Genomic DNA, 23,967 nt, shown 5'->3' with positions numbered 1-23,967 from the left:
GTAGACCAGTTTTATCAAAGACACATTTGGGATACTTCTTTTAATGTTCCTGCCTCTTCATTTTGTAAGGAAAGAACTAAATGGTAAAAAGATTTTCTATCAATCTTAAATTTTGGTCCTTTTTTCTGTTGGGGTCGAAAAACTTTCTTTCTCCATCTTCTTAAAGTTCGAGAGGGCTTTTCAAGCTTGAAAGCAACTTTTTCTCAAGAACTTAAATCTTTGTATTCTTTATTTAGATACTCAATGAGTTTTTCGTGAGTTTTAAAAAGTTTGGGTGGTTCGTGAATGAGTTTGCTTTCTAATTGTTGGATTTTTTTCTCAAACTTTTCTTCTCATAAACCTAAATCCTCTTCTTCCTCTGTTTCTTTAAGGTCAGCAATATTTTGACTGAAATCTCGGTAGAGATTACACTTCCTATTTTCATCTCAATCAAGTTTTAATCTCCCAATTAATCCACTAATGTAGTTTATTTGGCAGTTTCTTATAAATCAGTTTTCTTTGCCAGTTTTAACATCAATAAAAGTATATCGTCAAAATTGTTTATTTTTGCTTCTCTCTTCCCTAATGATTTTAACAATATACTCCATTAGTCTCTATAATTATATTTTATATAATTATAAAAGTTTTATGGATTATTTACTCTTACTGAAAGTTTCCGCAGTTATTTTTTTATAGTCTTTCATGCTTTGTTTGGCTAGGTCGCTATATAGATGAGCTTGTAAGATATAATTTACTCTCTTTTTCTTTTCAAGTGGCATATCTCCTACCTCCATTTTTTCCACCACTTTAAACAAAGCAATTTTCTTTTCATAAGGAGTCTTATGGCTGTTGTTTAAAATAGATTCTGCTTTTTTTCTCATCAGTTCCACTTCTTCACTAAATCGCTTATTTGCTTTTTCTCTCTCTTGTAACATCTTGTCTATTTTTATTTTTAATTTTTTGCTTTCCTCGCTTAATTTTTCAATCGTTTTTAATTTGGCAGAATCAACTTCACCACACCTAGGACACCGCGCTGTTTTTTTTACCATAATGTTTGTTTCTTTCTATATGTCATTTTTAGCACCAAGTTTTAAATCATTCATAAGTCAAAAATTAATTAAAGAAATTTAACAAAATAATGCCAAAATTAACTGAAGAGGATATTAAGTTAGAAGTTAACGAAACACTAACCAATAAAGGTTGAATATTAAATGGAGAAGGAAAAAATGTTTGACGAGAAAGAAATTGCCCTCCTCATAGAAGACCTGCTGACTATGTTTTATGCGACAAAGACAAAAAACCTCTTATTATTATCGAAGTTAAACGCCAAGGTGAAGATATGAAAAAAGCTTTAGAGCAAGGAATTGGATATGCTGAAATCTTTAAAGCACCGTTAGTCATTGCTACTGATAGTACCTTTACTAAAGCTATCCATGTCAGTTCTCGGCAGACATTAACTATGAATAATGAAGATTTCGAAGACTTGCCTAGTGAAGAACAAGCATTGAGATTTGTCAAACAGCCGCATCTAATCGATAAAGAAGATGAAAAAATTTTGTCTCGTAATGAATTGATAAAAGTTTTTGAGGAAGTCAATGAATTACTTCGCCATGATGTTTTACAAGCAGGTGATGAACGCTTTTCGGAATTTGCTAACATTCTTTTTTTGAAAATATTCAGCGAAGTTGAAGAAAGAAAGCTAAAAAATAACGAACCTACTTCTATTGACAAAGAAGACCTTTGAACTTCATTTTCGCAAAAAAGAGGCAAAGATTTATGAAAATATGTAAATGGTATAGTCTTAAAAAATTTCAAAGAAAAGTATAAGAAAGAAAACTTGTTTATTGATAGTCGGATTCAAAATCCACAAATATTAGAAAAGATTATTGACAAATTAACTCCTTTGCCTTTTTACAATACCCCCACCGATGTTAAAGGAGAAGCCTTTGAGCATTTTTTGAAAAGATATAATTCAGGAGAAAAAGATTTAGGCGAATATTTTACTCCTCGTCATATAGTAAAATTGCTAGTCTTTCTTGCCAAACCTCGTCTTAAAGGAAAAATCTATGACCCTTTTTGTGGCACAGGCGGAATACTAATCGAAGCCTTTAAATCTATTAGCAAAAGTGTAGTAGATGATGACAAAGAAGTTAAGGAAATTTTGAGTAATAGCATTCGAGGCAATGAAAAGACCAAGATAGCTAGAATTGCCAAAATGAATATGATTTTATTTGGTGATGGTCACAATAATATTGAACAAATAGATACTTTTCAGTGTTCTCTTAACTCTATTACTTCAGAGTTTGATGTAGTAATTACTAATATTCCTTTCGGACTTGATAATGTTGATTATGGAAAAAATAAATATCCAATCAACTGTAAATATGGAGATTGTTTGGCTATTCAACACTGTCTAAAAGCCCTAAAAGCTAACGGAAGAGCAGTTTTAATCATGCCTGAAAATTTTTTTGAACGAAAGTGAAAGAAATATCAAAATACTAGAAGATGAATAGTCGAAAATTACTCTATTCAAGCAATAATTTCCTTACCAAGGAATGTATTTTTGCCTTATACGAGTAGCAATAGCTCAATTATTGTTGTTCAGAATAAAAAAAAAGAAAAAGATTTTTTTTGATATTTTGAAATAAAAAATGATGGATTTACTTTGAATGCTTATCGCAATAAAATTGAAGGAGTAGTTAACGATGTTGAAAATCTAATTTCTTTATGAGAAAAAGTGGTTGTTGAAGAAAAAGACAGCTCATCTTTACTTACTAAAATCTATTATCAAGATGTCGAAAAGAATAATTGAAGCTTTCTTAACAAGGGAAATTTTCCTCAAAGCAATATTTCGTCAAGTTCAAAAAAATTAGTTCCATTGAAAAAAATTGCCACTCTCGAACATGGATATGCCGGAAAATCCCAAGGCGATGGAGAGTTCAGATTTATCCAAATCTCCGACATAAATAATCAGGGAGAAATAGTTGATAATAACAAGAAGTATATAGATTTGCCTGAATCAATTACTAATAAAGAAAAACTTCTTTTGAAAAAAGGAGAAATTATTATTGCTATTGTAGGAGCAACTTGTGGCAAAACAGGGATTTTTAGAAGCGAAGAAAAAGCAATATTTAGTTCCAACTTAGCAAGAGTAAACATCGACAAAGAAATTATTTTGCCCGAATATTTGTTTCACCTATTTCAATCGCAAAATTTTTGGGAAAAAGTAGAAAATATCAAAAAAGGCACCGCCCAGCCTTATTTAGACTTTTCCTCTTTGGGCGAAATAACTTTTCCAATTCCCTCCTTGGAAGAGCAGAAAAAAATCATTTCTGGACTAAATAAAATAAAACAAAGTATTCAAAATGCTCAGCAAATAATTGATAATTTTAAACTTCCTCTTTTTGTTTCTCTTATGAAACCAATTAAAACCCAAAAGTTAGGAGAAATTGCTAGTTTTGAATATGGTTATACTACCAAAGCCAGTGAAAAAGGGAAATATAGGTTTATTCAAACTGGAGACATCAGCAGATACGGAAATATTTTAGAACAAGAAAAGAAATATATCAATTTGCCTGACAGCATAAGTGAAGATAAGTTTTTATTAAAAGAAAGAGACATTATTGTTGCTAGACATGGAAATTGTGGGAGAACCGCCATTTTTCAGAGTAATGAAAAAACTATCTTTACTAATGATTTGATTAGAATTAAATTTAATAAAGAAAAAATATTACCAGAATATTATTGATGTTTCTCTCAAACTCCTGAATATTGAAATCAAGTAAATAGCTTAATCGGAGGGACTGCCCAACCTCAATTTAATGCTAATGTTTTAAAAGAAATTAAAGTGCCGATTCCTAGTTTAGAAAATCAGAAGAAAGCTGTGGAGCAATTGGCAAAAATCAAAGCAAATTATCAAAATATCGGTCAAACTGTCGATAATCTTAATTCTACTCTCTCTCTCTCTCTCTCTGCTATGAGAACAGAAAGATTAGAGATGTTTGCTTAATTAATCCTTCCAAATCCGAAGTAAAAAATAAGCAAAACCTAGAAGTTTCTTTTTTACCGATGGAAGATTGTAAAGAATATTCTTTGTATGTTTATCCTAAGCAGACAAGAAAAATCGAAAATATTCGTAAAGATTATGCTTATTTTGTTGAAGACGATTTGCTAATTGCTAAAATTACTCCCTGTTTTGAAAATGGCAAAATGAGCGTTACCAAGTATTTAAAGAGTGGTGTTGGTTTTGGTTCAAACAAATTTTTTGTTTTAAGAGCTAAGGAGGAAGTATTGATTGAATGAGTTTATTATTACTTGCGAAGTTCTAATTTTTTAGAAGAGGGCAAAACAGCAATGACAGGCACGGACGGTCGGCGAGCACTCAGAAAAGATTTTATCGAAAATTTTTTAATTCCTGTGCCTCCTTTGGAAGTTCAAGAAAAGTTTGTTAGGGAATTAAAAGAAGAGCAAGAAATAATTAATTGACAGAAGCAAAGCATTAACTTACTAAAAGACAAAGAAAAAAGGTTTTTGGCTAGCCTTTGAGAAAATGATTAAAAATTCTTATCATGAAGCAAGACCAAAAAGAAACTATCAAGCAACTCGAAAAACAAATAGAGTTTGCTAGAAAACATGCCAAAAAGCAAAACAAAGAATACAAAGCTTTCATGGCTACTAATTTACGAGCCGTTTTTGATAAACAGCTTACTAAACACCAAGACAAAACTCAACAATTAAATCGAGAATTAAAAGTTATTGCTCACCAAAAACAAAAATATGGTCAATAGTTATTTAGAGCAAGTAAGAACTTGTCAAGATGGAATATATGAACTTCAAAGAAAAGCCCGTTCCAAAGCCATTGAAAGCAACGACTTTTTAGATGAAGAAGAAATTTTATATTTGGACTTAATCAATCTGATTAATCAAGCCAAAAATGAGGGATTAGAACCAAGCGAAGCCGAAGAATTAAAGACAATTTTAACAGAGGTTGAACAATCTCGACAGACTGTTCGACAGGATATTGTGAATATTTTTGCTGGCTGGTAAATTACAAAAAAGTCTTAAAATTTATGTTTAAAGCGGACACTAATTATGAAAAAAGTAGTAATTCTTGTAAATTTCATTGTTTTTGACCATAAAGTCATTTCATTTCTTCTTTTTCTTTTACCATAATATATATTATTTTAACAATCTTAATCGCTTTTTTATTAATCAATGCTTATTCTTTCAATATAAAATTATTATTTTTTAAGTCTTTTATGTTTTTTTGATTACTAATTATTTTTTTGGTTGCCCGCCACTGCTTCCTCATTCGGATAATTGTTGCGAACTAATTTTACTCCGCCAATCAGAGTTCTTGCGACTTTTTACCATATATTTATTATATTCTTTATTATGATTTTATGTATTCAAAAAAGATTATTGTAAATCAAAATAAAAAAAAAAAAACAGAACTTAATTCACTGTTTCTAAAACGCTATGGCTTATAAGTTAATTGACCAAAGAAGTGGTTTGGTTTACTTAATGATTTTTTTTCTTGATGAAGACAATCCTAAACTTATTAGAGTAATCAATGTTCATCCTAGTGAAAGTATTTAGCATTATTTTTTATTTTCTTTCTCCTAACCAGCCAAAAAGCAATTCCGTAATTGTTTTACTGCTCTTACTTTATTCTCCTAGTATCCATTTTTATGTTTTGCTTTCTTGAAGTAATTTCAGAAAATTAGCCGTAGAAATAGGATCAGTTTGATTAAAATTGTCATCAATAATTTCTTGCAATTGGCGAGTTTTTTCTTTCAAAGAATTATTGTCAACAGTTAACTTTTCAAGATTAAATTCTAAATGAGGTTTAGTAGTGTAATAATTATGAAGCAATTGGTATAAATAACGGTACTCGAGTTGAGAAAAAAAATAATTTTCTTGTTGAATTATCAATCAATAACGACGATTTTGGCAGCAATAAGCTAACAATTCTTCTTCTTTATTAATTTCTTGGGCTTTTGTTTGTGATTGGTAAGCAAAATAAACTTCTCTAATTTCTTCTTTGTCCCAATTAGTAAACGCACTCAATTTTTCGAGTAAAAATTCTTGAATTTTGGGCGGAAAGTCCCGGAATAAATTGGCTATTTTTCGAATGAAACTAGCGATACTTTGAGGATTCTCCAGAATTTCCCACGCTTGGGCAAAATGCTCTAAGATATGCAAATAAGGGTCTTTTTTTTTTTGACAGATTTGGACTAATTCTTCTTGCTTCTGCTGGCAAATTTCGTCCGGGTCTAAGGATAAAGAGCAATCAATAATTTCACATTCAATATCTTGGGCTAAAAGAGCAATCGCTAACTTGATAGTGGCTTGCTTTCCGGCTGAATCACCATCTAAAAAAAGGATAATTTTCTTTTTCAATTTTTTGAGCAGATTAAGTTGTTGTTTACTTAAACTAGTTCCCAAAGAAGCTAAGCAGTTATTTACTCCTGCTTGAGTCAAACTAATAACATCAAAAAACCCTTCTACTAAATAACAAAAATCTTTTTCTCCCATTTGCTTAACCCGAAAGTAATTATACAAAAAACTAGATTTTTGGTAGTTTTCATAATTTGGCAAGTGGAGATACTTATTTTGGCTTGTATCTCATTCAGTAGTTTCAATTTTGCGACCAGCAAAAGCCACAATTTCTCCTTTCTCATTTTGTAGAGGGATAATTAATTGATTTTCGGTAAAAAAATCGATAATTTGGCTATTTTCCTTACTTCGCAAAAGGTTAGTTAAAAGTAAATGCTCGGCATCTTCGCTGCTTGCTGAAAATAAATTGGTTAATTGTCGGTGATTGACTGAACAACCAAATCCAAATTGTTGAATAGTTTCTTTATTAATCTGTCGTTTTTGTTTTAAATAAGCAAGTGCTTTTTTTCCTGCTACGGAAAATAAATTATGTTGGTAAATTGTCGTCACTAAGGAAAAGAGTTTTTTTTCTTTGCTAATTTCTTCTTGCTCTAATCAATTTTCTTCGGAGCCGACCTGATAGCCTAATTGCTTGATTTCTTTTTTGGCTTCAATTACGGAAATTTTTTTCATTTGCGTCCATAATTTAAAAATATTTCCTGCTCCAAAGCCACAGCCGAAACACTTAAAAATTTTCTTTTCGGGTTCAAAAGTGAAAGATGGCGATTTTTCCTGATGAAAAGGACAAGACACAAAATAATCTTTCCCTTTTTTGATAAAAGACAAGCGAAGTTCTCTTTTTAATAGTTGAAGAATATTCTCTGTTGAAAGAGGAAGCAAATCTTTTTGGTCCATATCATTTTTTTATATGAAAGAATAATCTGTTTCATTGCAAAAAAAATGTTCGCAAAAGTCATTAAAATTCTTTATGTTTGGCAAAATTAAAAAAATGTTTCTTTTTTTTTGAAAAAAGAGAGTTTTTCCTAATTCTCAGGGAACAATTGAGGACAGTGAATTGTCTGTGGACCAAGTTAACGCCAAAATTAGAGACAAATTAAAAACTAGGCAAAATTTCATTGTCCTTTCTCGTTATGAGACTTATTTTTCTTTTCTAAAGAATTTAGGTTTATGAAAGAACTTTCAAATCTTGTCAACAGAGGATTCAATAGTTCTGCGTGGTAGTAATATCCGCCCTTTAGTTATTAATGAAAACAACGAGAAAGTAATTATTTTTTGTCACGGAGTAACCAATAATCAATGGAGTTTATTTTATTGTGTTCATTTAGTTTTACAATTAGGCTACCAAGTGGTAATTTATGACGCCCGAAATCACGGAATTTCTGGTAAATCGTATACTACCTTAGGAAAAGTTGAAGCCTATGATTTGGAAGATATTGTCAATTGAACCAAAAAATATTGTCAACCTCAACAAATTGGTCTTTACGGCTTTTCTATGGGAGCAGCAACTTTACTTTTTTGGTTAAGTTTATTTCAGAATCAGCATTCCGAAGTGAAATTCCTTATTTGTGAGGCCCCTTTTGATAATTTTTCGGCTCAATTTAAACGTTTAACCGGAGCCAAGGCTAATTCTTGACGTCGCTTAATTGCGGAACGATTTTTGAAGCATGCTTTGCCAACTTCACAAAAACTAGAAGACATTAACCCACTTTCGGCTTTACCAGATAAATTATCTCTCAAACTGCTTTTGCTCCATGGCACTGCTGATATCACTATTTCTTGAAAAGCTTCTTACAATATTTGGGAACATTTTCAAAAAAATCCAGTTAATCAACCATATATTAATTGCTATTTTTTTATCGGAGCCGACCACGGAGAAGTTCCTTTTATTGGTGATGCTTTGGTCGGTAAATTACGATGAATTGGTAGCAAACACCAAAAGTCAGAGTTTTCCACTTTTACTGAATTGCTGGTAACTTTTTTAAAAAAAAATTTTTAATTTCGTTATTTTGTGAAAATTATTGTGCTGGGCAAACAAAATTGTTAAACTTCAAGTAAAAAAGAATATATATAATGATTATAAGTATTGACCCTAGTGGCACCAGCACCACTTCCTGTTTTTTATTTTCTGATTGAAATAAATATGAGTTTCGTAGTTTTACTGATAAAGACTGATTAAACCACGCTGAATTTATTCAAAAGTTAATCAAAAAAGAAAAACCAGAAGTAATTATTTACGAAAATGTTAGTTTTCTTAAATTTGCTAATTATCATTTTAAAAATCTTTTAAAAGTAATCGCTATAATCGAGTTACTTTGTCACGAAAAACAAATTAATCGTCAAGCAATTGTGGATAAATATACTAAATGAGTAGAAGTAAAAATTAAGCAAGACAAAATACTAGGTCTCAAATACGAAAAAAGAAAATATTACTTTCGAGACAAATTACTCACTCACGACGAAAAAAATACTCTTTTATGTTTTTATATTTATTGGACTAAAATAGCCAAAAAAAATTGATTGCCAGCATAATTAATTTAGTTTTTTTTCTTCTCGTTTACTTTTTTCAAAAGAATATAAACAATAATAATTAATCCAAAGAAAAGAATAAATAAAAGGCTAAAAGTAGCCATTTTTCAGTAGTTTTTATTCTCCATTAACTGTTTTTGTTTGACCTGGCTAATCTCTAATTGCTTTTCATTGCTCTTTAACTGTTGCTGATTTTTCGCTATTACAATTCTCAAAATTGCTAAAAATTAAATATATAATGTAAAGCCAAAACTAAAATTTGGTATAAAATTATAAAAGCAAGAAAAAAAAGATTTTAGTAGTATGAATAACAAGAATATAACACAAAAAGAACATAATTCAAGAAGAGAATTAAAAAAGGAAATAAGTTTAACTGTCAAGTTACCCAAAGAATGAGTCGAACACCTATTTTTTTTGGAAGAGACCACTAAAAAGACCAAAGATTACTATGTTCGGGAGGCTTTGTATAGATACTTGGAAGATTTAGAAGATTTAGAAATAGGTCTAGAAAGATTAAAAAGCAAAAGTAGAACTTATACTTCGGAAGAAGCTGATAAAAGGTTAAAAGAATTACGAACTATGAAAGGCATAACCAAATCAACTTTCAAGAATGTATAAAGTAGAGTGGAAAGATGAAGCCTTGGAAGGTTTAGCCGAAATTGGCTTAGCAGGAAAAAAGATTAAGGATAGGGTAGAAACTCATTTAGTTAAAAATCCTACTGGACTTGGCAAGCCTTTGAAAGGTGATAATTTTAAGGGATTGTGAAAGTATCGTTGTTTTGATAAGTATCGAGTTATTTACCAAGTATTAAAAACTAGGCTAATAATTACCGTAGTCGAGGCTGGTTTACGAAAAGATATTTATCGAAAATTGGGTAGAAAATTTTAGGTATTATACGAGAAAACAAAAATGTTCTTTCAATCTTTATTTTCAACTATCTTGCTAAAATTAATATATACTTTGTATATATTATGAAAAAACAGACCAAACTAAAAAAACCTGCTCAAAAACAATTAGCCCTTGCCTTTGGAATAGACGAAAGAACTATTCGCCGTTGAGACAAGTTAAACTCTTTTATCAAACTAGGAAGGAAACCCAAAATCCCAACTCGTGATTCAGTATCTTTACGCTTTCGTATTTTAAGCAACAGAATAAAAACTCAAAGAGAAGCAGTTGATTATCTTTACCAGCAAACAGGTATAAAAGTAAATCAATCTACTATTTCTCGAACTTTAAAGAGTTGGCATTACTCACAAGAGGGTCGCCAAACAATTTACCGAGCAAGATGTAAAAAAAGTTAAACAGTTTATTATTATGAAAATTCTTGGCTACTGCCTTTAAAATCTCTTTATGCTCTAGATGAATGTTGAGAAAGCTTTGACGGAGAAAGGAAAAGGAATGACAAAAGAAAGTCTTATGATTTGCTAAAAGTAATGAAAGTGATGATAACTTGAGGAAACTTCGAAAACGGATATATCCTAGTTGGAAATGGGAAAGGCTAGGAGCAAACCCCACCACCCATGATTTTATAGCAATGCGAAAAAGAGTTAGGAATTGTTGTTTTAAGAAGTTGAAATTTTGCTAATCAAAAAAAGCGGACATTAAAACGCATAATGTTAATATAACCTCTTGAAAAACCTTCTAAGAAACTTTCTCAAACTTTTTTCGCTTCATAATAAATTTCATAATGCTTTTTATACATTTCTTTTACCTCTTTAAAATAATTTCTAATTTCTTGATAGTCACTCATAATAGTTATTATTTTAACTCATTTTTATCTAAACCCTAGCAAGAATACTCCCCTTTTATAAGTGGTGGGTAGTTCGCATAATTTAGAAAACGTGTTCAGATAATATTGTTTTCTTCTTCTTTACCAAATTTAAAAAACTTCATTAAAAATAAATTTATACAAAATGGCAGGACACTCCCACTCAGCAAATGTTAAATGAAGAAAAGATCGCCAAGCTCAGGTTCGTAGTCAAGGACACCAAAGGGTAAGGAAGGAAATTGAACTTTTGATTCGTAAAGAGGGAGAAATTTCTGAAAAAGCCTTAATTCTTGCTCGCGAGCAAAGTTTTCCCAAAGAAAAGGTGTATAAAATCTGGGAAAAGTGAAAACAAAAAAAAAACAAGATTGACGATAATTTTGGCAAACTATATCAAGCTCCTTTTGAAATTATTCTTTATTGTGAAGGAAAAGACGAAGAAAAAAAAATAGAGACTATTAATTCTTTAAGCAAAGAACTAAGATGAAAAGAAATAGACAAAAATAATTTACTTTACTATTTTCGCAAAGTTAACCTTTGAGAATTAGAAAGGAGGAGCAAGACTGTTAAATTGGAAGAATATTTGTTAATAACCTTACCTTCTGAAATAATCAATGACATTGAACAAATAGGAATAAGCAGTGAACAAGTAAAAATTATCTTTACAGAAAAAGAAACTGGTGAAACAATAGAAAATTGCCTTTTTGGAGACACTTATTGTTTTATCAAAAGCAAAAAAAAGATTTGGCAACCACTAATTTTTCAAGAAATAGTTAGCCAAGAAGCCAAAGAATATGTACAAAAATTAAAACAAAAGTTACAACAAAATCAGGATAGTTTTAATTTCATAACCAATATATATAAAAATTAAACGGGGCTGTAGTTTATCGGCTAGAATTCACCGTTGATAATGGTGAGAGGGTGGTTCGATTCCACCCAGCCCTACCATATTTAAAGTAATTTACAAGTAATTTTGTAATTTAGTTAGTGAAAAAAAATAATAATATTAACGCATTATGATGTATTAAGTCATCATATTTAATAATTCTCATCATGGGAATATTTATCTATTTTTCCGTTTTTTAATTAAGAAATAAAACAGGACAGTGAAAAATACCAGAGCGAGGAAAATCCCGCCAATTATTAGAATTGTTTTTATTGATTTATCATCTTGGGTGGTTGCTAGGATTCTTTCTTTATCCTCATCAGAAGAAACAATATTTTCGCTTTTTTCTATTTTGCCGTATTGAAAATCTATGCCATAAGTTTCATAATCGGAACCTTTTGCTAATTTTTCATTTTTAATTCTTTCCCGAAATTCATCATATTTGTCATGTCAAATCTTATCATGTTCGTTCCCCGTATGAGGATTAAAAAAAAAGTCTGGTTTTCGACAAGAACAATCACGATGGTTTTCTTTGGGGTTGTGTTGAGGATTTTTAAATACTTCTGCATGGGCTAATTCATGAGCCAAAACATCGCAAAACAAACCTGGCTGAGTTTTATCTTTATTGACAATTTCTTCGATAAATAAACAAACGCAACTAATTTCTCTGTTCAATTCAGGAATTTTAAATAAAAATGTTCTTCCCATTTTCTTTTCATTCTCAAAAATAATACTTTTTACAAATCTTATTTTGATATCTTTTTGCGTTAGTAAAAAAGTAGCAATTTTTTCCACCAACTCACGCTCTTTTTGGTATTTTTGTTTTTCTTCGCTGGCAGAAATATTTTCGTATTCGGCTTTAATTAACAAACTTGGACTTTGCCAAGCACAATTAGGACAAAAATAAACTTCTACTTGGCTTAACTCCGAACCATCTCTAAATTGTGGGTCGGAAAAATCAAAAGTTAATTTTTCTTGTTCTTCTTGGACAAGTCAACGAGATTTTAGGATAGTTTGACATTGGGGACAGTTAGTTTTGGTTATAGTTTCTTCTATGACTTCGCAAATTGTTTTGTCTTTCATGAGTTTATATTAAACTTTTTGCGAAATAAAATCATTAAATAAAAAAATCTGAAATATAAACAAGATGCCAATATTTTTTATCTTTGATAAGAACAATTATAATATATGAAGCGTAAAAATTTTTCTGTTTTTTTTAAATTTTATGGTAGGGTCTGGCGGACTCGAACCGCCGGTCTCCTGTTTGTAGGACAGGCGCTTTAACCAACTAAGACTAAGACCCCATACTTATTATTTTTAATTACAAATGGCACCCACGGAGAGAATCGAACTCCCAATCTGATGCTTAGAAGGCATCTGCTCTATCCATTAAGCCACGTGGGTTCATAGTAAAATTTTAAGTAAATGCAAAGAAAAACAGCAAACAGCCAATATAAATGAAATTTTATTCATCTTTTTCCTCACCAGCAAGAATGAGAAAAACAATTAAATAATCTCAACCAAATTATCCAAAAATTAGCAAGTCTTCGGGGAAAACTCAACGAATTAGAGAACTTTCGACAATATCTTCAATGGGAAAAAGAACTAACTTTTCAATTAACCAAATTAGGCCAATATTTACATTACGCTGATTTAGATTTAACCAACTTGGATTTTCAAAAACTAAATACACTATATACTAATAAATGCCAAGAAATTAATACTTCCTTGTCTTGAATTGACCCTGAATTAAAGAAAATCGGGGCATTAACTATTACCAAATGAATTAAACAAAATAAAGACTTACAATCTTATCAACATAAATTTGAATTATTTTTTCGCTTAGCCAAATATATTTTGCCTGAAGACAAAGAAAAATTATTGAGCCAAGTAAGCATTTCCCGACATATTGCTACTGAACTTTATGACACTTTGGCTTATGCTGACCGACAACCAGTTTTCGTTGATTACCAAGGACAAAAGCAAAAATTAACTTTAGCTTTGTATACCGAAATTATGGAAAAATCGCAACCAAAAGAAGACCAAGATTTTCGTTATGAAGTTAGCCAAAAATGAGTTGCTTATCTTAGCAACAAAAAACACTCTTTTGCCAAGATTTATGAAGGAATTTTGCGAACAAGTGTAGAAGAATTGTCCCTTCGTGGTTACCAATCCACTTTAGAAATGGGATTAATCGGGAACAACATTCCTAATGAAGTTTATGCAACTTTAATCCAAGCGGGACAAGAAAATGCTAAACTTTATCGCGAGTTTCTCCAAATCAAAAAAAAATTCTTTGACCTAACAAATTTTTATGCTACTGATAATAGTTTAAAAATAATTTCTCAATACCAAAGGAAATTTACTGTTGAAGAGGCTGTTGTTTTGATAAAGAAAGTGCTCCAAATTTTGGGTCCAGAATACCAAGAAAAATTAAATTTAGCACTCCAACCCGGAAGAATTGACTACTACGAAGACACTAACAAGCGTGATGGTGCTTATTCTTCCGGAGGGAACGGAGTTGAACCCATTATTTTAATGAATTGAGACGATACTTTAAATTCAGTTAATACCTTGATTCACGAACTGGGTCATTCTGTTCACACTTTATTTGCTGAGGAAAATCAACCTTATCCTAATGCTAGTTATCCTATTATTTTAGCCGAAGTGGCTTCTACCCTTAATGAACATTTGCTCTTTGATTATCTTTATCAAAACAGCCAAACCAAAGAAGAAAAAATTTACTTGCTTCAAAGTCGGATTGAAGAAATTGTGGGCACTTTCTTTCGCCAAATTCAGTTTGCCAAATTTGAATGAGAATCCCACCAAATGGTAGAAAGAGGCATACCCCTTAATGCTGACCTCTTGGCTGATTTATTTCAAAAAATCAATGAAGAGTTTGGTGCTGACATTTTAGATAAAAAAGACCCAAACAAAAAATTTTATGCTTGACCACGAATTTCCCATTTTTTTCATTCTCCTTATTATGTTTATAAATACGCTGTGGCAATTACAGTTTCTTTTAAATTATACCAAGAAATCAAAGAAAATAATATTACTAATTTATTAAAATTCTTAAAAGCCGGAGGACACAAAGACCCTTTGGACATTTTACAGGATATTAGCATTAATTTAAACACCATCAACATTTATCAACCACTATTAAATAACTTAAAAGAAATGATTAAAGAATTAAAAAAATGATGTAAAACGTTGAATGAAGCATTATAATATATATATATATATATATATATGCAAAACAAAAAAATACTATCTGCCCATGAGCGAAAAATGATTGTAGACACTTTTGAGGACACCATAACTTTTTATGAAATTTTTATGGAAAAAAAGAATATTCCTAAAATACAAATTCAAATGAAGCCTTATTGAAAAGGTTGGGAAAAACTTTGACAAAGCGACAGTCCAGAAAAAGTTAAAGGAGGAGCCATGGCTAATTTATTTGGATTTAGAGTAATGTTAAGAGGAAACAGAAATAAAGAAGGTTTGCCAGAAACCAGAGAAGAATTAAGAAAGGAATTTTACAAATGAATTGACAGCACTAAAATTAATTCTGCTAATTGTCCACCAGAGTTAAAAAATATGTTGTTTGACTTTCACGAAGTTTTAGAAGGTCGGGGAGAAGAATTTGCCAAAAGACAGATTGAAGAAAGTGACAAAGAACTCGCAAAATGGAGCCCTGAAAAATGACAAGAGGAAATGGCTAAAGGATTGGGGACTATCTATGAAAATGTGGAAAAGTTGAATGATGAAGAAAAAAATTTTGAAGGCAAAAATTGAAACGAAATTAATCTGGCAAGTAAATTTAATGGCAACGCGGAAAAAGGGAAGCAAACTTTCAAGCAAATTATTCAAGGCAAATCGGAACCTTCAAAAGAACAAGTTTCAGAAAAAGAAAAAAGCAATGTGAACCATCCGGAAAAACAGGCACAAAATAGCAATTTTTCTACTTCTGATAAAGAATTTCCTTGAAAAATAGTTCTTTTAATTTCTTTGCCAATTATTCTAGCAATAGCAACAATTACAATAATAATGAGAAAAAGAAAAGTAGCAGGAAAATAGAATTTATTAAACACAATTTCAAACTAAAAAAATTTAACTATTTTTCAGTGAGATAATATTCTGCCAGTTAAAAGAAAATGCTAGTTTTTTTTACGGACAAGATAAAAATAATAATATATGAATAAGATTGCAAAGCGAAGAATGAAAGGAACTACCTTTTAATAATGGCAAGAATGGGAAAAGACCATGTTAACATCACTACAATTGGTCACGTTGATCATGGAAAAACTACTTTAAGTGCAGCAATTACTAAATATTTAGCAGGTAAGGGGCTGGCCAAGTTTAAAGATTATGGAGAAATTGACCGTGCTCCCGAAGAAAGGGAAAGGAAAATTACCATTAATGCTACTCATATCCCATTTGAAACTGAGGATAGAACTATTGAAACACATGATAAGAAAACTATCAAAATCCTTGGGAGAGATTATTCTCTAATTGATTGCCCTGGACACGCTGATTATATAAAAAACATGATTACCGGAATCTCCCAAACTGATGGAGCTATTTTAGTTGTCGCTGCTACTGATGGGGTAATGAAGCAGACTAAGGAACATTTACGCTTAGCTAATCGAACCGGAATTAAATATTTAGTAGTCTTTATTAACAAGGTAGATGCTGTTGAAGATCCATCTATTATTAAATTAGTGGAAATGGAGATCCGTGACTATTTAACCAAATATGGATTTAATGGTGAAAAAACTCCTATTATTGAGGGTTCAGCCAAATGTGCCTTAGATGAAAAAAACCCTGAAATTGGTGAGAAAAAAATTAAAGAATTGCTAAATGTTATTGACGAATATATTCCCAACCCAATTCGTGATATCTCTAAACCTTTTTTAATGTCGATTGAGGACAAATTTACCAAAAGTGGTCGTGGATCAGTAGTAACTGGTAGACCTGAACGAGGAGTATTAAAAACAAATGATAAAGTGGAAATTGTGGGTTTACCACAGGGAAAAAATGTTTTGCCGATTATTGAAACAAAAGTTAAAGAGATTCAATCAAATCATCAAAAAAAAGATGAAATTATCCCTGGTGATGATATTGCAGTTCTTTTAGGAATTGATAGTCTTGAAGAAATTACCAGAGGTCAAGTGTTAGCAGCACTAGGAAGCATTAAACCGCATACCAAATTTGAAGCAACTGCCTATATTCTTACTAAAGAGGAAGGAGGACGTCATACTCCTTTTGGTGGAAGTGAAAGGGAGAGCAAAAAAACAAAAAGTGGTAAGGAATATCGCCCCCAGTTCTATTTTCGCACCGCTGATGTTACTGGCAGCATTTCTTCGCCAAAAAACCCTCAAACAGGAGAATCAGTGGAAATGGTAATGCCAGGTGACACTGTAGATTTCATAGTAGAATTAATTGCACCATTAGCTCTTGAAAATAATGATAACTTCGTTGTTCGTGAAGGTGGAAAACTTGTTGCCGAAGGAAAAGTTACTAAAATTATTAAGTAATTAGCCAAAATTATTTATATAAAAAAGTGATTTTATGAATATTTACCAAAAAGTGTTTGCAGTTCAGCAGGACCCCAAAATGGCTAAACTAGTACGAACTGAATTTAATAAATTTCAAAATTATCGTTATTTTACCGAATCTCAAATATTAACTAAATTAAGACCTTTATTAAAAGAAAAAAGATTAATTTTATTGTTTAGTGACAGTAAAGAACAAGGATTTATTCATGAAAAAATTGAAAAAGAACACGTGGTAAAATATACCAAAAAAATGGAAATAATTGATATTGATAAGCCGGAAGAGAAGATAATTGAAGAGTTTTGGGCTTGCGGGCAAAATATTGATTTAGCAAAAGCTAAAGGAGCAGCTGATACTTATGCTATCAAATATTTCCTCAGCAAATTCTTCCTTTTGCCAGATACTGAAGACATTGACCCTGACAAATGAGGGGCTGCCAAGTAAGTTTTTTGCTAATTAACCAACTAAAAGAAGTAAAATAAGTTAATAATACTAATTATGCCTCAGGCTGCCATTTTTACGCCCACAGTTATTCAGCAAAAAAAAAAAAGTAAGTTCAAACTTCTCTGACTAGTTTTCCTTAATATCGTCAAAAATAATCTTAGTTTATTTCTCTTTAACGTTTTTTTGGCTATTATCACTGCTATAATTAACTTTAATATTCGCTTGAATCTGAAAGAAGCATTTGCAGAGAGGTCAGAAATATCTATCCTGGATTATAAAGGATTTAGTTTTAGTTTCTTTCCTTTTGGTCGTTTTGGCGAAGGGATAGGTTTTTGGGGATTTTTTTTATCTTTTCTTTTCTTATCGATTGTTGGCAAAGGAATATTTTCCCTTTTGCATTATTATTGGATGAATTATTCTTACGAGCGGGTAGAAAATGACTTAACCAAAGATTTATTTCACCATTTCGTCCAAGCTAAATATCCTCATTCTTCTCAAGTTTCTCGAAACTTATTTACCCAATTTACTCTTTTAGACCGGGTGGCTCGGGATACTTGGTTTATTGTCAATCGTGGATTTTATGTTTTTACTTCCATAATTTTTCTTTGTACTTTTGATTTTATTGCTCGAACGAGGAACTATGGTTTTCCTTTGCGGTTTACTTTAGTGGTTTTGTTTCTTTTTGCGATTACTTTTGCCATTCAATATTTTCTTTTCAAACGAGCCACAAAATTAAATATTGCAAAAAAACATCGCTATGAAAAAGAAAATCGCCATATTTTTGAAAGGATTAACAATTTAGAGTATATTAAAACCACTTCAGGAGAAAATTACGAACAAAAAAAATTAAATAAATTACTGGACCGCAATTTTCAAAAAAACAAAAAATCTCTTTTGTGAAGCGTGTTTTTTCAAGCAATTCCTCAATTTATCTTAATGCCAAATATTAATATTTTCTTTATTGTGCTCTCGGGGCTTTCTACTTTTTGGCTAGTTCCTAGTCCCGCCGAAAACCAACTTTTTTTCTTTATTACTTTTGTTCTAATTTACATTACTGTTTCTGACTTGCGAGGCGAGGTAGAAAAAATAGTTCAAGCAAGTGCGAGTTTGGACGACCTTTCTGGGGATTTATCCTTAGTAATGGAAAGCATGAGAACTCTTCATGAAGAAAAAAAAGTACTTCCTGCTAATTTACCTTTTGAAAATGGCGACATTGCTTTTGAAAAAGTAGTTTTTGCTTATCCTGCTCGACTAAATAACACCATTTTACGAAATTTTACTTTTTGTTTCCACCAAGGAAAAAGTTATGGAATTGCGGGGAAAAATGGTATTGGCAAAAGCACAGTTACTAAAACTTTACTAAAACTTTACGACCTACAAGAAGGAAAAATAAGCATTGCAGGTAAGAATGTCCAAGACATTGACACGAAAACTCTTCACCAACGAATTTGCTATTTAACTAATCGACCGGGGTTTTTCCAAATGTCGATTGCTGAGAATGTTTTTTATCCTTATTCTTCGGCGGAAAATGAACATACTAAGGAAAAACTAGAACAACTAACTTACGCTGCTAAGAAAGCCGAGATTTGAGAATTTATTGAAACTCTGCCCCAAGGCTTCCAAACGGAACTGAAAGAGAAGGGTAGCGATCTTTCCGAAGGACAAAAACAACAAATTGCTACCATGCGTATTTTTGTGCGAGATTACGACATTTATATTTTTGATGAAATTTTAAGCAATGTCCAAAAAGATTTAAAAACCAAGATTCTTGCTAACATTTTTTCTCACTTAAAAAACAAAACAGTTATCGTGATTGACCATCATTATGATATTTTCCAGTACATAAATGAAGTTTATCAATTCACAGGAGAAAGACTAATTAAATTGGAAAAAGAAAATTACTAGGAAAAAAATAACAAAGACTTTTTTATAACTTTTTTTTGTTGTTTTTAACTCATTATATAAAAACTCTTTATAAAGAAAATTTAAAAATGACTATTGAATTAACGAAGGAGCAGAAAGATTGCGTTGAATATCCTTTAGACAAACAAATTTTATTGATTGATGCTGACCCGGGAACTGGCAAAACCGAAATTTTGCGTCATCGAGTTAAGTTTATTTATCAACAAAATGAAAAGCAAAGAAAATTCATTCTTATTTTAGCAGTTGGTCGAAACATTAGCCTCTCCATTAAAAGAAAATTGAAAGAAGAAGGATTAAAAAAAATTCATCGCCAATTGAAAACTGTTTTACCTGAGTTTATTCATGAACTATGCAAACAAACTGATTGTTGGGAGTGTGAAAGTAGGACAAGACCGATAATTCTTGCTTGCACTGTTCATTCGCTGGCTTATTGAATAATTAAACAAGTATTTACTAAACAATTAAAAGAAAAAAAGAAAATTCAAATCTTAACTAATGCTTGAAATAAAGATTTAAGCCTAATTTACCAAAATCCTAACCATCCCCAACTCAAAGAAAAAATTCAATGAACCGTGAAAGAAGTAATTGCCAGAAAACGCCGAATTTTCAGTTATTTATTGAATAAAATCACTTCGGAGAAACTAACCAAAGAAAGCAAAAGAAAACTATGAGCAATTTTTCGTCAAGAAGTAGAAGTAACTCGGGAAAATCATCCTTACTATCATTGAGAGATTATTAATTATTCGGGATTTTTAACCGCAGCCAAGAAACTTTTTCCTGAGAATGAATTATCTGCCTATCAGGAATTAGAAAATGCTTGCTTAACCGACCACGAAAAAAATGTTTGATTGAGCTTTGACGACATGATTGACAATGTTCTTCTTTTTATGCAAAAACAGAATGATAAACCTCACTATTGACCTATTTTTGATTATATTCTAGTTGATGAATGCCAAGATTTAAAACTTAATTTATTAACTTTGATTACCAAAATATTTAGCCATAAAAAAACTAATTTTACTTTTGTCGGTGACCCTAAACAAAACATTATGGCCTTTGCCGGAGCCACCGAAGATGTTTTTCAATTATTACGAAAAGAATTTCCTCACTGCATACAAATGGAAATAGCTATCAGTTTTCGGGTTCCCCAAGAAGTTGCTACTATGGCGAATGATTTCACCAGCAAATTTATGCCTTACAAACCAAAATTAACCACTAATCAAACTAACGGAGGAAAGAAACCAGTTATTTTTCTTTCTGGCAAAGACAAAGATTATCAATTAAGCATTGAAGAAAAAAATTCTCTAAATAAAAAAATTGAATTGATCGCCAAAGAAGAAAAATGGTTCGAACTCTCCTCCCAAGAAAGGGAGAAAAAGTTGCAAAAAAAGCAAAATGACCTTGCATCAGAAGAAATAAAAGCCAAAAAATTAAAAAGTCAAGTTAACTTTATCCTTTCTATAATTAACAATTTGGATAAATCGACCTCCCGGGCTATTCTTTATCGAAAAAACGAAACCGGAAACTGACTGAAAAACTGATTTGTTGCTACTAATTATTATGACTTCACGATGGCAGGCGATGATTTTGGCCGAGCAATTAAACATATTGTCAATAAAATCAAGAAAGAACTGAAAGAAAAATCATTTTCCATTAGCAAATTTAAGTCTATTGAAGATTTTCTGAACAACTTAGGCATAAATTGAAGAAATATTCCTCAACTTCAACAAATAATAGATAAATTTGAGCAAGAAAGATTTTTGAGCGAAGAAAACCAAAATTTAGATGAAGGAGAAGTCAGCGATTTTATTATCCAAATTGAAAAACAACTAATAGAAAAGGACTTAGAAAATACCGGAAAAACAGTGCTTTCAACTATTCATAAGGCCAAAGGACTAGAATTTGATTATGTTTTTCTGATAGCAGTAGATGAGGAAATATTACCGAATGAAAATAATGACAGGGCTTGGGAAGAAGTGAATTTATTCTACACCGCTATCACCCGTACCAAAAAAGAGTTATATTTAACTGCCAGTTGTCCGAAAGAATGCTCCCGATTTATTCGCAATTTGGATCCCAATTTAATTGAACTAGCGCCAAGTGGTCTTCAACAGCCATTACTAAGCGAAGATGATGTTAATTATCCGCATCCTTTCTTTCCTTACTCCTCTATTTCTGAAATGATTGGTGAAAAGGGAGAAACAGAAGTACGAAAATTACTGACTGACCACAAAAAACTAAAATTTGAAAAACTCAATAAGAATTGAAAAGAAATTGAAGAATTACAAATTGATATTTATGCTGAAACTGCCAAAAACGTTTACTTTATTGAAGTAAAAAATTGAAGCGAAAGTTTTTATCATTCACCAAAAGGCACTTTTCATCAAGAAAAAATCTGAAAACAGCAGATTTGAAGAAAGGAAAAAATAACAAACAATTTTGAAACTTCAAAGACAATTGTTTACTTAATTACTTTTCCCAGTGGGGAATTGGCTAATGACTTCCAGGGTTTTTTGACTAAAAAGCAAGACCAAGAACTATTAGTAGTACACCACGACCAAGTTCACGGAAAAGTTTGAGAAGATGCTTATAATTTAAAAAGGATTGATGAATTTATTTATGAAAAAGAAAAAGCTTTCCGAAGCAGGAAATTAAAAATGCCAAATCCGAGCCTAATGAAAATGACTAATAGAGAAAAAGTAAAAAATGACTACTAAAATGGAAAAAAACAATTTTGAATCAAAACCTGGCTTAATTGAAAAAATTAGCCAACAAAACAGCGAACAAAATAAATTAATTAAAAAAATTGTCCGACAAGTAAGAATATTTACAAAGAATAATTTTGATAACCTTCGTCAATCACTTGTTAAAAACCCTCAAAGCAGGTTGAAAATTGACTGAGGATGATTCGAACGCGAAATAAAAGAAATAATTAACCAACAGCAGAAAAAACAAATCCAAGCAATAATCGACCAATTTTTGGAAGAGATAAAACTGAATTTAAAGGAAAAAAGAGGTGTCATCTTGCATGGTTATTTCAGCCTAAAAGCCAAATCAAAAGTGATTAAAAAGCGTTGCATGGAACACCAGGATGCAATTAATTCTCATCAATCCTCCTCCTGTTGCAATGAATCAAAAGGCATTAAAGATTATGCCAAGTGCCAAAAATTTAAAAAAAATGTTCAAGACATAAGAAATTGTAATCAGTGTGGCAGTGAACAAAAGCAAGGCAGCAAAAAACATATTTCCTTTCATGCTAGCCCAAAATTAAAAAAAGAAATAAACTAACTAAGGGCGTTTATTGAATGCTAATTAGAGTGGGAATTCTCTTTTAAAATATCTTTGTTTCTTTCAATAAAATCACGATTAGGATTTCAATCACTTCCTTGTTCGATTCTTTTTAAAACTTCTTTGGTTTCTTCAGTAAGTTTTCGGGGAATAACTACTTGAAAATAAATATAAAAATCTCCGCGGGAACTGCTGCCAATGCCTAAATAACACCCTTTATTTTTTAAAATGTAATAGTCATTATTTTGCGTGCCTGCTGGAACCCGAATTTTTTCCAAGCCTTCAAGAGTTATCACTTCTACATAGTTGCCCAAAACAGCATCTAAAAAAGAAATAGGAAGTTCAACATTAATATCATTTCCTTTCCTTTGGAAATAGCGATGTTTTTTTACTTCAATTTCAATGTAAATATCTCCTTTTTCGGCTCCATACAAGCCGTCATTACCTGCATTCCTCATTCGTAGTTGCTTGCCTTGAATACCCTGGGGAATATTAATGGAAACAGTTTCTTTTTTTTTGGTGAATTTTTTTCCTAAACAAGAAGGACATTTTTTAGTAATTGATTGTCCACGACCTTGACAATTAGGACAAGTAGTGCGAGTGTAAATATCTTCAAAAAAAGTTTTTTGCACCACTTGAACAATACCTTTTCCTTTACAAGTCGAACATTTAGAAATATGCTTATCGGAATAAGCACCAGTTTGCTTACAATACGTACAAGCCTTATCCAATTCAAGCACTATTTGGTGAGTTACGCCTAAAACTGCCTCTTTAAAGTTTAAAGTGAACTTAATCAAAATGTCCTCTCCTTTTTTTGGCTCCCATTCGCTAGCAGAAGCGTGTGTTCTTTGCGAATAACTTTCCCTTCCAAAAAAAGTATCAAATATATCTTTAAAAATAGAAGAAGCGTTTCCTTCGAATCCTTCAAACCCCCCGCCGGCTTGGAAACCCTTAGTTCCGGCATGTCCATAGTGGTCATAGTTTTGCCGCTTCTCTTTATCAGAAAGAACGCTGTAAGCTTCCCCAATTTCTTTAAATTTTTCCTCAGCGGCTTTTTTTTCGCTTTCTTTGCCTGCGTAGCGATCAGGATGTCATTTTAAAGCCAATTTATGATAAGCTTTTTTGATTTCGGCTTCCGAAGCATTTTTGTCTACTCCCAGGACTTGATAATAATCTTTTTTTCCTCCCATGGCTTAT

The 23,967-nt window shown here is 31.3% G+C and carries 24 protein-coding genes and 3 tRNA genes; 18 read left to right on the top strand and 9 right to left on the bottom strand.

Features of this window, described 5'->3' with window-relative positions:
- Positions 1-11: 11 nt before the first annotated feature.
- Positions 12-587, bottom strand: a complete 576-nt coding sequence (locus GvMRE_RS01420; RefSeq protein WP_147409512.1) for a hypothetical protein — start codon at positions 585-587, stop codon at positions 12-14.
- Positions 588-632: 45 nt separating this feature from the next.
- Positions 633-1,028 (bottom strand): hypothetical protein, encoded by a 396-nt coding sequence (locus tag GvMRE_RS01415; RefSeq protein ID WP_147409511.1) that lies wholly within the window; start codon positions 1,026-1,028, stop codon positions 633-635.
- Between the two features lie 89 nt (positions 1,029-1,117).
- On the opposite strand from GvMRE_RS01415, the gene GvMRE_RS01410 reads away from it, so the two are divergent.
- The 4 genes from GvMRE_RS01410 to GvMRE_RS01395 are packed head-to-tail and all read left to right on the top strand — an operon-like array spanning position 1,118 to position 5,025.
- Positions 1,118-3,988: an N-6 DNA methylase gene (locus tag GvMRE_RS01410; RefSeq protein WP_147409510.1), complete on the top strand. Its 2,871-nt coding sequence runs from the start codon at positions 1,118-1,120 to the stop codon at positions 3,986-3,988.
- Positions 3,970-4,536: a restriction endonuclease subunit S gene (locus GvMRE_RS01405; protein ID WP_216361610.1), complete on the top strand. Its 567-nt coding sequence runs from the start codon at positions 3,970-3,972 to the stop codon at positions 4,534-4,536. The genes GvMRE_RS01410 and GvMRE_RS01405 overlap by 19 nt, the downstream gene beginning before the upstream one ends.
- Positions 4,537-4,547: 11 nt before the next feature.
- Positions 4,548-4,766, top strand: coding sequence for a hypothetical protein (locus GvMRE_RS01400; RefSeq protein WP_147409508.1), 219 nt, complete (start codon positions 4,548-4,550; stop codon positions 4,764-4,766).
- On the top strand, positions 4,756-5,025 hold the full coding sequence (locus tag GvMRE_RS01395; RefSeq protein WP_147409507.1) for a hypothetical protein: 270 nt from the start codon (positions 4,756-4,758) through the stop codon (positions 5,023-5,025). Before GvMRE_RS01400 ends, GvMRE_RS01395 begins: the two co-directional genes overlap by 11 nt.
- Before the next feature lie 642 nt (positions 5,026-5,667).
- Here GvMRE_RS01395 and dnaG read toward each other — a convergent pair.
- A complete protein-coding gene (gene dnaG / locus GvMRE_RS01390) occupies positions 5,668-7,272 on the bottom strand; it encodes a DNA primase (protein ID WP_147409506.1) in 1,605 nt (534 codons plus the stop codon).
- Positions 7,273-7,345: 73 nt separating this feature from the next.
- Here dnaG and GvMRE_RS01385 point away from each other — a divergent pair, with 73 nt between their 5' ends.
- Both GvMRE_RS01385 and GvMRE_RS01380 read left to right on the top strand, forming a co-directional pair.
- Complete coding sequence (locus GvMRE_RS01385; RefSeq protein ID WP_147409505.1) at positions 7,346-8,374, top strand: alpha/beta hydrolase; 1,029 nt, start codon at positions 7,346-7,348, stop codon at positions 8,372-8,374.
- Between the two features lie 74 nt (positions 8,375-8,448).
- A complete protein-coding gene (locus tag GvMRE_RS01380; RefSeq protein WP_147409504.1) occupies positions 8,449-8,907 on the top strand; it encodes a hypothetical protein in 459 nt (152 codons plus the stop codon).
- 5 nt (positions 8,908-8,912) lie between these two features.
- On the opposite strand, the gene GvMRE_RS01375 is transcribed toward GvMRE_RS01380, so the two are convergent.
- Complete coding sequence (locus tag GvMRE_RS01375; protein WP_147409503.1) at positions 8,913-9,119, bottom strand: hypothetical protein; 207 nt, start codon at positions 9,117-9,119, stop codon at positions 8,913-8,915.
- Positions 9,120-9,207: 88 nt separating this feature from the next.
- Between GvMRE_RS01375 and GvMRE_RS14095 the strand changes: the two genes are divergently transcribed.
- From GvMRE_RS14095 to GvMRE_RS01360, 3 genes are all read left to right on the top strand, one after another.
- Entirely contained in the window at positions 9,208-9,522 is a 315-nt protein-coding gene (locus tag GvMRE_RS14095) for a hypothetical protein (RefSeq protein WP_216361598.1), read from the top strand.
- Positions 9,515-9,793 carry a type II toxin-antitoxin system RelE family toxin gene (locus tag GvMRE_RS01365; protein ID WP_147409502.1) on the top strand — a complete coding sequence of 93 codons (279 nt, stop codon included), beginning with the start codon at positions 9,515-9,517 and terminating at the stop codon, positions 9,791-9,793. The genes GvMRE_RS14095 and GvMRE_RS01365 overlap by 8 nt, the downstream gene beginning before the upstream one ends.
- An 83-nt stretch (positions 9,794-9,876) precedes the next feature.
- Positions 9,877-10,206, top strand: coding sequence for a hypothetical protein (locus tag GvMRE_RS01360; protein ID WP_147409501.1), 330 nt, complete (start codon positions 9,877-9,879; stop codon positions 10,204-10,206).
- A 197-nt stretch (positions 10,207-10,403) separates the two neighbouring features.
- On the opposite strand, the gene GvMRE_RS01355 is transcribed toward GvMRE_RS01360, so the two are convergent.
- Positions 10,404-10,655, bottom strand: a complete 252-nt coding sequence (locus GvMRE_RS01355; protein WP_147409500.1) for a hypothetical protein — start codon at positions 10,653-10,655, stop codon at positions 10,404-10,406.
- Between the two features lie 163 nt (positions 10,656-10,818).
- On the opposite strand from GvMRE_RS01355, the gene GvMRE_RS01350 reads away from it, so the two are divergent.
- Together GvMRE_RS01350 and GvMRE_RS01345 are read left to right on the top strand one after the other, a co-directional pair.
- The gene (locus GvMRE_RS01350) at positions 10,819-11,541 is read left to right on the top strand and encodes a YebC/PmpR family DNA-binding transcriptional regulator (RefSeq protein ID WP_147409499.1); all 723 of its coding nucleotides are present in this window, start codon (positions 10,819-10,821) and stop codon (positions 11,539-11,541) included.
- Positions 11,542-11,543: 2 nt separating this feature from the next.
- Positions 11,544-11,618, top strand: a tRNA-Ile gene (locus GvMRE_RS01345).
- A 115-nt stretch (positions 11,619-11,733) separates the two neighbouring features.
- Here GvMRE_RS01345 and GvMRE_RS01340 read toward each other — a convergent pair.
- From GvMRE_RS01340 to GvMRE_RS01330, 3 genes are all read right to left on the bottom strand, one after another.
- Positions 11,734-12,639: a hypothetical protein gene (locus GvMRE_RS01340; protein WP_147409498.1), complete on the bottom strand. Its 906-nt coding sequence runs from the start codon at positions 12,637-12,639 to the stop codon at positions 11,734-11,736.
- 143 nt (positions 12,640-12,782) lie between these two features.
- A tRNA-Val gene (locus tag GvMRE_RS01335) sits at positions 12,783-12,860 on the bottom strand.
- Positions 12,861-12,884: 24 nt separating this feature from the next.
- Positions 12,885-12,960: transfer RNA gene (locus tag GvMRE_RS01330), tRNA-Arg, on the bottom strand.
- 21 nt (positions 12,961-12,981) lie between these two features.
- Here GvMRE_RS01330 and pepF point away from each other — a divergent pair.
- The 7 genes from pepF (at position 12,982) to GvMRE_RS01295 (ending at position 22,770) form a co-directional block, all read left to right on the top strand.
- Positions 12,982-14,787, top strand: a complete 1,806-nt coding sequence (gene pepF / locus GvMRE_RS01325; RefSeq protein ID WP_147409497.1) for an oligoendopeptidase F — start codon at positions 12,982-12,984, stop codon at positions 14,785-14,787.
- A gap of 108 nt (positions 14,788-14,895) precedes the next feature.
- On the top strand, positions 14,896-15,636 hold the full coding sequence (locus GvMRE_RS01320) for a hypothetical protein (RefSeq protein ID WP_172575201.1): 741 nt from the start codon (positions 14,896-14,898) through the stop codon (positions 15,634-15,636).
- Positions 15,637-15,800: 164 nt separating this feature from the next.
- Entirely contained in the window at positions 15,801-17,096 is a 1,296-nt protein-coding gene (locus GvMRE_RS01315) for an elongation factor Tu (protein ID WP_147409495.1), read from the top strand.
- A gap of 34 nt (positions 17,097-17,130) precedes the next feature.
- Positions 17,131-17,559, top strand: coding sequence for an ERF family protein (locus GvMRE_RS01310; protein WP_147409494.1), 429 nt, complete (start codon positions 17,131-17,133; stop codon positions 17,557-17,559).
- Positions 17,560-17,613: 54 nt separating this feature from the next.
- Positions 17,614-19,464, top strand: a complete 1,851-nt coding sequence (locus GvMRE_RS01305) for an ATP-binding cassette domain-containing protein (RefSeq protein WP_147409493.1) — start codon at positions 17,614-17,616, stop codon at positions 19,462-19,464.
- An 86-nt stretch (positions 19,465-19,550) separates the two neighbouring features.
- Positions 19,551-22,199: a UvrD-helicase domain-containing protein gene (locus GvMRE_RS01300; protein ID WP_147409492.1), complete on the top strand. Its 2,649-nt coding sequence runs from the start codon at positions 19,551-19,553 to the stop codon at positions 22,197-22,199.
- A 1-nt stretch (position 22,200) separates the two neighbouring features.
- Complete coding sequence (locus tag GvMRE_RS01295; RefSeq protein ID WP_147409491.1) at positions 22,201-22,770, top strand: hypothetical protein; 570 nt, start codon at positions 22,201-22,203, stop codon at positions 22,768-22,770.
- 20 nt (positions 22,771-22,790) lie between these two features.
- Here GvMRE_RS01295 and dnaJ read toward each other — a convergent pair whose 3' ends face one another.
- Entirely contained in the window at positions 22,791-23,960 is a 1,170-nt protein-coding gene (dnaJ, locus tag GvMRE_RS01290; RefSeq protein ID WP_147409490.1) for a molecular chaperone DnaJ, read from the bottom strand.
- Positions 23,961-23,967 lie beyond the last annotated feature (7 nt).

It is taken from the genome of endosymbiont GvMRE of Glomus versiforme, from assembly GCF_003546845.1.
Note: the sequence above shows the minus strand (reverse complement) of the source record. Positions and strands in the feature narration are given on the sequence as shown.